The 12,048-nt window shown below is 49.8% G+C and carries 6 protein-coding genes, 2 rRNA genes and 1 other RNA gene; all 9 read left to right on the top strand.

Features of this window, described 5'->3' with window-relative positions; genetic code table 11:
- Positions 1 to 73: 73 nt before the first annotated feature.
- Complete coding sequence (gene treP / locus RQP18_RS13080) at positions 74 to 1,522, top strand: PTS system trehalose-specific EIIBC component (protein WP_342388102.1); 1,449 nt, start codon at positions 74 to 76, stop codon at positions 1,520 to 1,522.
- Positions 1,523 to 1,546: 24 nt separating this feature from the next.
- Entirely contained in the window at positions 1,547 to 3,190 is a 1,644-nt protein-coding gene (treC, locus tag RQP18_RS13075) for an alpha,alpha-phosphotrehalase (protein WP_342389418.1), read from the top strand.
- Positions 3,191 to 3,247: 57 nt separating this feature from the next.
- A complete protein-coding gene (gene treR, locus RQP18_RS13070) occupies positions 3,248 to 3,976 on the top strand; it encodes a trehalose operon repressor (RefSeq protein WP_342388101.1) in 729 nt (242 codons plus the stop codon).
- A 47-nt stretch (positions 3,977 to 4,023) separates the two neighbouring features.
- Positions 4,024 to 4,289: signal recognition particle sRNA large type (ffs, locus tag RQP18_RS13065), an RNA gene on the top strand.
- A 121-nt stretch (positions 4,290 to 4,410) separates the two neighbouring features.
- The gene (dnaX, locus tag RQP18_RS13060) at positions 4,411 to 6,063 is read left to right on the top strand and encodes a DNA polymerase III subunit gamma/tau (protein WP_342388100.1); all 1,653 of its coding nucleotides are present in this window, start codon (positions 4,411 to 4,413) and stop codon (positions 6,061 to 6,063) included.
- A 76-nt stretch (positions 6,064 to 6,139) separates the two neighbouring features.
- Positions 6,140 to 6,463 (top strand): YbaB/EbfC family nucleoid-associated protein, encoded by a 324-nt coding sequence (locus RQP18_RS13055; protein ID WP_031546737.1) that lies wholly within the window; start codon positions 6,140 to 6,142, stop codon positions 6,461 to 6,463.
- A gap of 1 nt (position 6,464) precedes the next feature.
- A complete protein-coding gene (gene recR, locus RQP18_RS13050) occupies positions 6,465 to 7,061 on the top strand; it encodes a recombination mediator RecR (RefSeq protein ID WP_342388099.1) in 597 nt (198 codons plus the stop codon).
- 318 nt (positions 7,062 to 7,379) lie between these two features.
- Positions 7,380 to 8,932: ribosomal RNA gene (locus RQP18_RS13045) — 16S ribosomal RNA — on the top strand.
- A gap of 234 nt (positions 8,933 to 9,166) precedes the next feature.
- Positions 9,167 to 12,046 (top strand): 23S ribosomal RNA (locus RQP18_RS13040).
- Together the 16S and 23S rRNA genes form the textbook arrangement of a ribosomal RNA operon.
- Positions 12,047 to 12,048: the final 2 nt, after the last annotated feature.

The following is a 12,048-nucleotide window of genomic DNA, read 5'->3' as shown; positions in this document are numbered from 1 at the left end:
GAAAGCCTTTACATTGCTGTCTATACATGTTATAGTTATGGCGATAAATCAACATTGAAGGAGTGTGGAATGAATGGCAGTGAACCGTGATGATGTCAAAGCCATTATTGACGCGATTGGTGGCGAGGAGAATGTCAATGCAGCAACACACTGTGTGACAAGATTGCGTCTTGCTCTTGAGGACGAATCCAAGGTGGACAAAGAGAAGCTGGATTCGATCGATCTTGTAAAAGGCTCTTTTGCTGCGAACAACCAGTTCCAGGTGGTCATTGGCCAGGGTACTGTAAATGAAGCGTTTAAGATTTTCGAGGAGGAGACGGGCAAGGGTGGCGGCTCGAAGGATGAAGTGAAGGCGGCAGCGGCCCAGAAGATGAATCCGATCCAACGGTTCATCAAGATGCTTGGTGACATATTCATTCCAATTCTTCCTGCAATCGTTACAGCGGGTCTGCTGCTCGGTATAAACAACCTGCTGACAGTGGAAGGGCTGTTCTGGGACAATGATTCCGTCATTACCCAATTCCCTGGCATCGAAGGCATTGCGAGTATGATCAACTTCATTGCGGTTGCACCATTCATCTTCCTGCCGGTGCTGATCGGCTGGTCTGCCATGAAGGTGTTCGGTGGAAATCCGCTGCTCGGTATCGCACTCGGTGTGGCATTATGTCACCCGGATCTTGCAAGCCAATATGGACTGTTCGACGCGGAAGCCGGCGAACTGGCAGAAATTCCAACATGGAATTTCTTCGGTCTGCAAATTGAACAGCTGAACTATCAGGGTCAGGTCCTGCCGGTACTTGTAGCCGCATGGCTGCTTGCGAAAGTTGAAAACTTCCTGGATAAACGGATCCATGACATGTTCAAGCTACTTCTGGTCGCACCGATTTCATTGCTCGTAGTCGGTATACTTACTTTTACTCTGATCGGTCCCATCACTCTCTTCCTGAGTGGCGTCATTTCTGACAGCGTAGTCTGGTTGTTTGAATCTGCAGGCATCCTGGGTGGTGCGGTCTATGGACTGTTCTACGCACCACTTGTCATAACAGGTCTGCACCATATGTTCCTGGCAATGGACCTTCAGCTTATCGGAACCACTGGCGCAACATACCTCTGGCCGATACTGGCAATCTCAAACATCGCCCAAGGCTCCGCAGCCTTCGGTGCGTGGGTCATCTACCGCCAGCAGAAGAAGAAGAAGGAGGAAGGTCTGGCAATGACTTCCGGTATTTCCGGTTGGCTCGGTGTCACTGAGCCTGCAATGTTCGGTGTCAATCTGCCGCTCAAATACCCATTCCTTGCAGCAATCCTGACCACAGCATTTGTCGGCGGACTTTTTGGAATGAACGGCCTGACCGCAGCGAGTGTCGGTGTCGGCGGGGTGCCGGGAGTCATCTCCATCACGGAAGGCTTCTGGATGCTCTTCACCATAGGTATGGGAATTGCAATCGTTGTTCCATTCCTGCTTACACTGCTCTTCTCCAGATTTGCAAAAGAGAAGACGAAAGATATGGTCAAAGATTAAACCAACTAAAAGGAGTTTTTTATGATGGCATCTACAGACTGGAGAAAATCGGTGGTCTACCAGATCTATCCCAAATCATTCAATGACACGACTGGAAGCGGAGAAGGGGATATCAGGGGCATCATAGAGAAGCTGGACTATTTCAGGACATTGGGTGTGGACTATCTCTGGCTCACACCGGTCTATGAATCCCCCATGAATGACAACGGCTATGACATCAGCAATTATTATGAAGTGAATCCCCAGTTCGGAACAAAGGAAGATCTTGAGGAACTGCTGGAGAAAGCCCATGACAAAGGCCTCAAGATTATGATGGATATCGTCATCAACCATACGTCGACAGAGCATCACTGGTTTGTCGAATCAAGGAAATCCCGGGACAACAAGTATCGGGACTACTATATATGGAAGGATGGCACATATGACACACCCCCTACGAACTGGGAATCAAAATTTGGCGGGAATGCATGGGCATATGATGAAAATACAAACCAATATTATCTCCGGCTGTTCGATATCACCCAGGCCGATCTGAACTGGGAGAATGAAGATATGCGACGAGACATCTATGACATGATCAACTACTGGATAGACTTCGGTGTGGATGGTTTCCGTTTTGATGTCGTCAACCTGATATCCAAAGGGGAATTCAAGGACTCCGAGGGCCCGGGGAAAGAATTCTACACCGATGGTCCCAAAGTTCATGAGTACATCAATGAACTGAATCGCAATACTTTCGGTGACAGGGACATCATGACGGTTGGAGAAATGTCCTCGACGACCATCGAACATTGCCTGAAATACACCAATCCCGAACGTAATGAACTGAATTCAGTGTTCAACTTCCATCACCTGAAGGTCGATTATCCCGGAGGGGAAAAATGGGCGCTTGCGAACTTCGATTTTCTGGAACTGAAAAGAATATTGATGGAATGGCAGGTGGCAATGGATGAAGGCGGGGGCTGGAACGCCATTTTCTGGTGCAACCACGACCAGCCCCGCGTCGTATCCAGGTTTGGCAATGATGAAACCGAAGAAAACAGGGTGCTGAGCGGAAAAATGTTGGCGATTGCACTACATGGATTGAAAGGCACGCCCTATATCTACCAGGGCGAAGAGATAGGCATGACGAACCCCGACTTCAAACGCATCGACCAGTACCGGGATGTGGAAAGCCTCAATGCATATTCGATACTGAGGGATGAAGGAATGGATGCATCCCTTATACTGGATATCCTGGCCACCAAGTCCAGGGACAACTCAAGGACGCCGGTGCAGTGGGATGATTCAAAGCATGCGGGATTTACAGAAGGTGTGCCGTGGATCGAAGTATCTGACAGGTACGAAGAAATAAACGTTGCACGCGCTCTCGAAGATGGCAACTCCATTTTCTATACGTATCAGAAGCTGATTCAGCTGAGACATGAACTGGATGTGCTGACATACGGCAGTGTGGAGCCCCGTCTTATGAAGGATGAGGACCTCTTTGTCTATGAGCGTCTATATGAAGGGGACCGCACCACTGTCATAGCCAACTTCAGGAACAGGGAAGTGCCGTATCCGGAAAGCATTGATGCAGAAGGGGAGGTCCTTCTATCCAATTATGAGGACAGGCAGGATGTTCTCAGGCCTTTTGAAGCCATGATGATATATGGACAAAGCAAGTAAAAAAGGATATGATGTATGTGATTTTAATACATCCGGGAAAACGGTAGGGTGAGTCCAATGAATTTGAACAAATACAATCATATTTATCAGGTGCTGTCTAGTGATATTGCAGAAGGCAAATACAACAAGGGTGATGTTCTGCCTTCTGAGCATACGCTGGTCAGCATGTTCGATGTATCCAGAGAAACAGTCAGAAAGGCTCTGAATCTACTGCAGGAGAATGGCTACATCCAGAAGATGAAGGGCAAAGGTTCTGTGGTCATCTATAACCCTTCCATGGATTTCACCGTTTCCCACCTTACAAGCTTCAAGGAAATCCAGCAGCTGAAAACAAAGCAGTATTCCACAAAAGTGGTGGAGCTCAAGCAGTATCCTGCTGAAGATTTCCCGCGTGTAATAGAGGCATTGAAACTTCAGCCTGAGGAGAGGGTATGGCGTCTGATCAGGCAAAGGCGTTTTGAGGACAGGACGCATATTGTGGATATAGACTACTTCATCGTAGAGATGATGCCTGGATTGAACGAGAAAATTGCAGGCGATTCAATCTATGAATACATTGAAAAAAGAATGGGACTCACAATTGCCTATTCCCATAAGGAAATTACATTTGAGCCAATGAATGAACAGGACCTTGAGCTGTTCGGCAATGTGATTCCTCCATACACCGCAACGGTCCGTTCAATCGTCCATCTGAACGATGCCAGACCATTTCAGTTCAATGTCTCCAAGCACCTGGCCAATGAATTCAAGTTTGTCGATTTCTCCCGCCGCTTTCATGGCGAATAGTGGTTTAATCTTGCATTGGGCCATGGATTTTGATATTATATAATATGCCGTGCTAAGTGGGGAGGTAGCGGTGCCCTGTACCTGCAATCCGCTCCAGCAGGACCGAATTCCGCTTCCGAGGATACTCGGTGTGAGGACTGCCTCGATCTCACCAGTGTTGAGATCCCGGTCCTATGCAATAGAACGTCACGAACCATGTCAGGTCCGGAAGGAAGCAGCATTAAGTGGCCCATTCTATGTGCCGTAGGACAGCCGGGGTTGAGCTGGTGGATCGAGTAACGCTTGTGCCGGGTGTTCGAAGAGCGGTGCACGGTTACATAGCAGATGACTGCATCTTATGATGCAGTCATTTTTTTTGTTGCTCCGATTAGGGTGGATAGTTTATATATGGTATAATAAACAGCATAAATGACTCAGTATGGAGGTGCCGCTGGATGGAATATCAAGCCTTGTATCGGGCGTTCCGGCCGCAGACATTTGAAGATGTGGTGGGGCAGAAGCACGTCACTAAAACTTTAAGAAACGCGATAATCAGAGATAAGGAATCCCATGCATACCTGTTCAGCGGACCAAGAGGGACGGGAAAGACAAGCATTGCGAAAATATTTGCCAAAGCGCTCAATTGTCGTTTTGGGTCCGAAGGTGAACCATGCAATGAATGCGATATCTGCATGAGCATCACTGAGGGCAGTGCGAATGATGTAATAGAAATCGATGCTGCCAGCAATAACGGTGTGGACGAAATCAGAAATATACGTGAAAAAGTGAAGTATGCACCTTCTGAAGCAATGTACAAAGTGTATATCATCGATGAGGTGCATATGCTGACGACAGGTGCTTTCAACGCACTGCTGAAAACTCTCGAGGAGCCGCCGGGCCACGCCATCTTCATTCTGGCGACGACAGAGCCCCATAAGATTCCGGCTACCATCATTTCAAGGTGCCAGCGCTTCGATTTCAAGGCGATCGAGCTGAATGAGATTGTGGAGAGGCTTGAGTATGTGGCACAGAGTGAATCCCTTGAATATGAAGCGGATGCCATAGAATATATTGCAAGGACTTCCGAAGGCGGGATGCGGGATGCACTCAGCATCATGGATCAGGTCATTGCCTACAGCAATGATGTAATCACCCTGGAGGATGCCATCATGATTACGGGAGGCATCAAATCCGAGGAGCTGAACGAATGGCTGAAACTGATTGACCACAGGGACTCAAGGGAAGCGTTCATCAAATATCATCAGTTCATCGAAGAGGGTAAAGATCCGACAAGACTGATCCACGAGCTTGTCTATTACATCAGGGACATCATTCTGATGAAGCATGACGGAGAAATCAATGAGGATGTCGCCTTTGCCCATACCGAGGACAAGGTGCTCTACGAAATGATTGATGTATTGAACGATGCGATGGTCATGATGCGCTTTTCCGTGAATACGAGCGTCCACCTTGAGGTGGTCATCGTCAAGCTGATCCAGGTGCTCAACCGGAACGACCGGGCTGTGGAACCACAAGCGGTGGATCTTTCCCACATCGAACAGAAACTGGCGGAGCTGGACAAGAAGCTCTCCAATTATTCCCAAACCCCGAGCTCCCAGGCCCCGGAACCGCAAAAGAGGACGGAAAGTCAAAGCCGGTCTTCAAAAGGCTTCTCTTTGAGACAGATTGAGAAAGTCCTCGATAATGCCAACAAGGAAGACCTGGTGAAACTCAAGGATGATTGGCCGAAGGTCTATCAGCATGTCGAAGAGAAGGGCTATCATGCTCTGAGGTCACTGATCAAAGATTCGGAACCTGTTGCTGCCAGTGACACACATGTCCTCCTCAAGTTCAAAAGTGATTTGCATAGCGATCTGATCAATAAGGATGAAAAGAAACGGGAGGAGCTGGAAGCGGTCATCCCTTCCATCATTGGGAAGGACGTAAAAGTTGTCGGTGTGCCCGACTCCAGCTGGCTGCAGGTAAGACACGACTATATTCAGGAAAAGAAGGCGCATAAGGAAAAGAAATCTGATGAGGATGGCAAGAAGCCCTCTGATGTCGCCAAAGAGATTTTTGGAAGCGACGTTGTAGAAACGCGCTCATGATATCTGTTTATAAAAGAAGCAATTTCATATATACTATATAGAAGAAAAATGAAAACTGATTTGGAGGAGAATATATATGCGTGGCGGAATGAACAATATGCAAGGCATGATGAAACAGATGCAGAAGATGCAGAAGAAGATGCAGGAAGAGCAGGAAAAGCTGAAAGAAGAGAAAGTTGAAGGCACTGCTGGAGGCGGCATGGTCAAGGTGACCGTTTCCGGACACAAGGAAGTGCTCGATGTGGAAATCCAAGAAGAAGTGGTGGATCCGGAAGATATCGAAATGCTCCAGGATCTGATCGTCGCTGCTACGAATGAAGCGATGACGAAAGCGGATGAGCTCTCAAGCGAACGTCTTGGCCAACATACCAAAGGTATGAACATCCCGGGAATGATGTAGAATGCATTATCCGGAACCAATATCAAAGCTGATTGACAGCTTCATGAAATTGCCGGGCATTGGGCCGAAGACTGCCCAACGTCTGGCATTTTATGTACTCAATATGAAAGAAGACGACGTTGTCAACTTTTCACGCAGCCTAATGGAAGTGAAAAGGGATCTGCAATTCTGTTCCGTGTGTGGACACATTACAGACATCGATCCCTGCTATATATGTCAGGATAAAAATAGAGATCGCTCCATCGTCTGTGTTGTACAGGATACGAAAGATGTCATCGCAATGGAGAAGATGCGCGAGTATAAGGGTCTGTACCATGTCCTTCATGGTGCAATCAGTCCAATGGATGGCATTGGACCGGAAGACATCAATGTGGCCACATTGATCGAGAGACTGAAGGATGACCAGATAAAAGAAATCATATTGGCAACGAACCCCAATATAGAAGGGGAGTCTACAGCAATGTACATTTCCCGTCTGGTCAAGCCGATCGGTGTGAAGATCACGCGCCTTGCGCATGGACTGCCGGTCGGAGGAGACTTGGAATATGCAGATGAAGTCACCCTGTCAAAGGCGATAGAGTACCGCACAGAGCTGTAGAAGAAACCAGGCCATTGAACGAAAAGATGGTCTGGAAAACTTTTTTGAAAAACCCCTTGCATTCTTTAATCAAACCCTGTATAGTTATTTCTTGTCGGACGAAACGCAAAACCGACACAACAAACGTTACTATTAAGTTAAAAAAGATATAAAAAAGTGTTGCATCGCTCAGATCAACATGCTATAATAGTAAAGCAGTCAAAACAGAGAACATTGAAAACTGAATGACAATATGTCAACGTTAATTCCGAAAAAAACGAATGCTCCGGCATTCACTTGGGCGACAAGTAAAACCGCAACGGAGTCAGAGAACTTCCAATTATGGAGAGTTTGATCCTGGCTCAGGATGAACGCTGGCGGCGTGCCTAATACATGCAAGTCGAACGCGCGGATCAGGAGCTTGCTCCTGTGACGCGAGTGGCGGACGGGTGAGTAACACGTAGGCAACCTGCCCATCAGACCGGGATAACCACGGGAAACCGTGGCTAATACCGGATAATCCTTTTCCACACAGGTGGGGAAGTTGAAAGGCGGTCTTTTGGCTGTCACTGGTGGATGGGCCTGCGGCGCATTAGCTGGTTGGTGGGGTAATGGCCCACCAAGGCGACGATGCGTAGCCGACCTGAGAGGGTGATCGGCCACACTGGGACTGAGACACGGCCCAGACTCCTACGGGAGGCAGCAGTAGGGAATCTTCCGCAATGGACGAAAGTCTGACGGAGCAACGCCGCGTGAGTGAAGAAGGGTTTCGGCTCGTAAAACTCTGTTGTCAGGGAAGAACGCCGACGGGAGTAACTGCCCGTCGGGTGACGGTACCTGACCAGAAAGCCACGGCTAACTACGTGCCAGCAGCCGCGGTAATACGTAGGTGGCAAGCGTTATCCGGAATTATTGGGCGTAAAGCGCGCGTAGGCGGTTCGTTAAGTCTGATGTGAAAGCCCCCGGCTCAACCGGGGAGGGTCATTGGAAACTGGCGGACTTGAGTGCAGAAGAGGAGAGTGGAATTCCATGTGTAGCGGTGAAATGCGCAGAGATATGGAGGAACACCAGTGGCGAAGGCGGCTCTCTGGTCTGCAACTGACGCTGAGGTGCGAAAGCGTGGGGATCAAACAGGATTAGATACCCTGGTAGTCCACGCCGTAAACGATGAGTGCTAAGTGTTAGGGGGTTTCCGCCCCTTAGTGCTGCAGCTAACGCATTAAGCACTCCGCCTGGGGAGTACGGCCGCAAGGTTGAAACTCAAAGGAATTGACGGGGACCCGCACAAGCGGTGGAGCATGTGGTTTAATTCGAAGCAACGCGAAGAACCTTACCAAATCTTGACATCCTCTGACCACCCTGGAGACAGGGCTTCCCTTCGGGGCAGAGTGACAGGTGGTGCATGGTTGTCGTCAGCTCGTGTCGTGAGATGTTGGGTTAAGTCCCGCAACGAGCGCAACCCTTATTACTAGTTGCCAGCATTCAGTTGGGCACTCTAGTGAGACTGCCGGTGACAAACCGGAGGAAGGTGGGGATGACGTCAAATCATCATGCCCCTTATGATTTGGGCTACACACGTGCTACAATGGACAGGTTACAAAGGGCAGCCAGACCGCGAGGTTGAGCGAATCCCATAAAACTGTTCTCAGTTCGGATTGGAGTCTGCAACTCGACTCCATGAAGCTGGAATCGCTAGTAATCGTGGATCAGAATGCCACGGTGAATACGTTCCCGGGTCTTGTACACACCGCCCGTCACACCACGAAAGTCGGTAACACCTGAAGCCGGTGGGCCAACCCTTTGGGGGGCAGCCGTCGAAGGTGGGACCGATGATTGGGGTGAAGTCGTAACAAGGTAGCCGTATCGGAAGGTGCGGCTGGATCACCTCCTTTCTAAGGATATTACAGGAGACATCTGCTCCGGCAGATGTAGCGGAACCGTTGACATATTGTATTCAGTTTTGAATGGTCTTATTTGGCTATTCTCCATGTACATTGAAAACCGTATAGAAACAATGCGAAAAATGATTTTTAACCGAAAATCTAGCGTAGAAAACCGAGAACCGAAAGAGTTCAAAAAAACACGCGTTGTGTCAGCTTCGGCTGGCACACTCACAATTTCATTGCGATTAAGTAATGAAGGGCGCACGGTGGATGCCTTGGCACCAAGAGCCGATGAAGGACGGAACCAACACCGATATGCTCTGGGGAGCTGTAAGTAAGCGTTGAACCAGAGATTTCCGAATGGGGGAACCCCGCACATTAGTGCGACTGTCCGGTGAATACATAGCCGGACAGAGGTAGACCCGGGGAACTGAAACATCTTAGTACCCGGAGGAAGAGAAAGAAAAATCGATTCCCTGAGTAGCGGCGAGCGAAACGGGAAGAGCCCAAACCAGCTTCGGCTGGGGTTGTAGGACACCGATGATACTGCGCATCGCGAGCAGAACGGTCTGGAAAGGCCGGCCATAGGGGGTAACAGTCCCGTATGCGTAGCGATGCAAGGTTGCGGTGGATCCTGAGTACGGCGGAACACGAGGAATTCCGTCGGAATCCGGGAGGACCATCTCCCAAGGCTAAATACTCCTTGGTGACCGATAGTGAACCAGTACCGTGAGGGAAAGGTGAAAAGCACCCCGGAAGGGGAGTGAAATAGAACCTGAAACCGTGTGCTTACAAGTAGTCAGAGCCCGTTTATGGGTGATGGCGTGCCTTTTGTAGAATGAACCGGCGAGTTGCGATTTCATGCAAGGTTAAGCAGAGGATGCGGAGCCGCAGCGAAAGCGAGTCTGAACAGGGCGTTTAGTATGGGGTTGCAGACCCGAAACCAGGTGATCTACCCATGTCCAGGCTGAAGTCCAGGTAACACTGGATGGAGGGCCGAACCGACTTACGTTGAAAAGTGACCGGATGAGGTGTGGGTAGCGGAGAAATTCCAATCGAACCTGGAGATAGCTGGTTCTCTCCGAAATATATTTAGGTATAGCCTCGTGTTAGCATCGTGGAGGTAGAGCACTGTTTGGACGAGGGGCCCATCCCGGGTTACCGAATTCAGACAAACTCCGAATGCCACAGATGTGATGCACGGGAGTCAGACAGCGGGTGATAAGGTCCGTTGTCGAGAGGGAAACAGCCCAGACCACCAGTTAAGGTCCCAAAATATATGTTGAGTGGAAAAGGATGTGGCGTTGCACAGACAACTAGGATGTTGGCTTAGAAGCAGCCATCATTTAAAGAGTGCGTAATAGCTCACTAGTCAAGTGACGCTGCGCCGAAAATGTACCGGGGCTAAACATATTACCGAAACTGTGGATCAATTATATTGATGGTAGGAGAGCGTTCCAATGGCAGGGAAGCATGACCGTGAGGACATGTGGAGCGATTGGAAGTGAGAATGCCGGTGTGAGTAGCGAAAGACGGGTGGGAATCCCGTCCACCGAATGACTAAGGTTTCCAGAGGAAGGCTCGTCCGCTCTGGGTTAGTCGGGACCTAAGCCGAGGCGGAAACGCGTAGGCGATGGACAACAGGCAGAAATTCCTGTACCGGTGATATGTGTTTGAGTGAAGTGGTGACGCAGGAGGAGAAGCAGAGCGTGCGGAAGGAAGAGCACGTCCAAGCATCGAGTCGGCAGGGTAGGCAAATCCGCCCTGTGCCAACGACGAGGTGTGACGGGGAGCCGAAATCTAGTAGGCGAAGCTGTGGATTCACACTGCCAAGAAAAGCTGCTGGCGAATATATCACTGCCCGTACCGCAAACCGACACAGGTAGTTGGGAAGAGAATTCTAAGGTGAGCGAGCGAACTCTCGTTAAGGAACTCGGCAAAATGACCCCGTAACTTCGGGAGAAGGGGTGCTCATGGAGACATGAGCCGCAGTGAATAGGCCCAAGCGACTGTTTATCAAAAACACAGGTCTCTGCCAAACCGAAAGGTGACGTATAGGGGCTGACGCCTGCCCGGTGCTGGAAGGTTAAGAGGAGCGCTCAGCGTAAGCGAAGGTGCGAATCGAAGCCCCAGTAAACGGCGGCCGTAACTATAACGGTCCTAAGGTAGCGAAATTCCTTGTCAGGTAAGTTCTGACCCGCACGAAAGGCGTAACGATTTGGGCACTGTCTCAACGAGAGGCTCGGTGAAATCATAGTACCTGTGAAGATGCAGGTTACCCGCGACAGGACGGAAAGACCCCGTGGAGCTTTACTGTAGCCTGATATTGAATCTTGACCTCACCTGTACAGGATAGGTGGGAGCCGATGAAGTGTGGACGCCAGTCTACATGGAGGCACTGGTGGGATACCACCCTGGTGATGTTGAGATTCTAACCCGCGCCCGTGATCCGGGCGGGAGACAGTGTCAGGTGGACAGTTTGACTGGGGCGGTCGCCTCCCAAAGAGTAACGGAGGCGCTCAAAGGTTCCCTCAGAATGGTTGGAAATCATTCATAGAGTGTAAAGGTATAAGGGAGCTTGACTGCGAGACATACAGGTCGAGCAGGGTCGAAAGACGGACTTAGTGATCCGGTGGTTCCGCATGGAAGGGCCATCGCTCAACGGATAAAAGCTACCCCGGGGATAACAGGCTTATCTCCCCCAAGAGTTCACATCGACGGGGAGGTTTGGCACCTCGATGTCGGCTCATCGCATCCTGGGGCTGTAGTCGGTCCCAAGGGTTGGGCTGTTCGCCCATTAAAGCGGTACGCGAGCTGGGTTCAGAACGTCGTGAGACAGTTCGGTCCCTATCCGTCGTGGGCGTAGGAAATTTGAGAGGCGCTGTCCTTAGTACGAGAGGACCGGGATGGACATACCACTGGTGGACCAGTTGTCGTGCCAACGGCATCGCTGGGTAGCTATGTATGGCCGGGATAAGTGCTGAAAGCATCTAAGCATGAAGCCCCCCTCGAGATGAGATTTCCCCATTAGATCCCTCAGAGATGATGAGGTGGATAGGTTCGGCGTGTAAGTGTGGCGACACATTCAGCGGACGAATACTAATCGATCGATGACTTATTCAATT

The organism is Salinicoccus sp. Bachu38 (assembly GCF_038561955.2).
Classification (GTDB): domain Bacteria; phylum Bacillota; class Bacilli; order Staphylococcales; family Salinicoccaceae; genus Salinicoccus; species Salinicoccus bachuensis.
The sequence above is the reverse complement of the archived record's forward strand: the minus strand, read 5'-3'. Positions and strand labels throughout refer to the sequence as shown.

Coding starts and splice junctions, on each gene's coding strand:
- treP (WP_342388102.1), top strand. CDS start 74: ATGGCAGTGAACCGTGATGATGTCAAAGCCATTATTGACGCGATTGGT.
- treC (WP_342389418.1), top strand. CDS start 1,547: ATGGCATCTACAGACTGGAGAAAATCGGTGGTCTACCAGATCTATCCC.
- treR (WP_342388101.1), top strand. CDS start 3,248: ATGAATTTGAACAAATACAATCATATTTATCAGGTGCTGTCTAGTGAT.
- dnaX (WP_342388100.1), top strand. CDS start 4,411: ATGGAATATCAAGCCTTGTATCGGGCGTTCCGGCCGCAGACATTTGAA.
- RQP18_RS13055 (WP_031546737.1), top strand. CDS start 6,140: ATGCGTGGCGGAATGAACAATATGCAAGGCATGATGAAACAGATGCAG.
- recR (WP_342388099.1), top strand. CDS start 6,465: ATGCATTATCCGGAACCAATATCAAAGCTGATTGACAGCTTCATGAAA.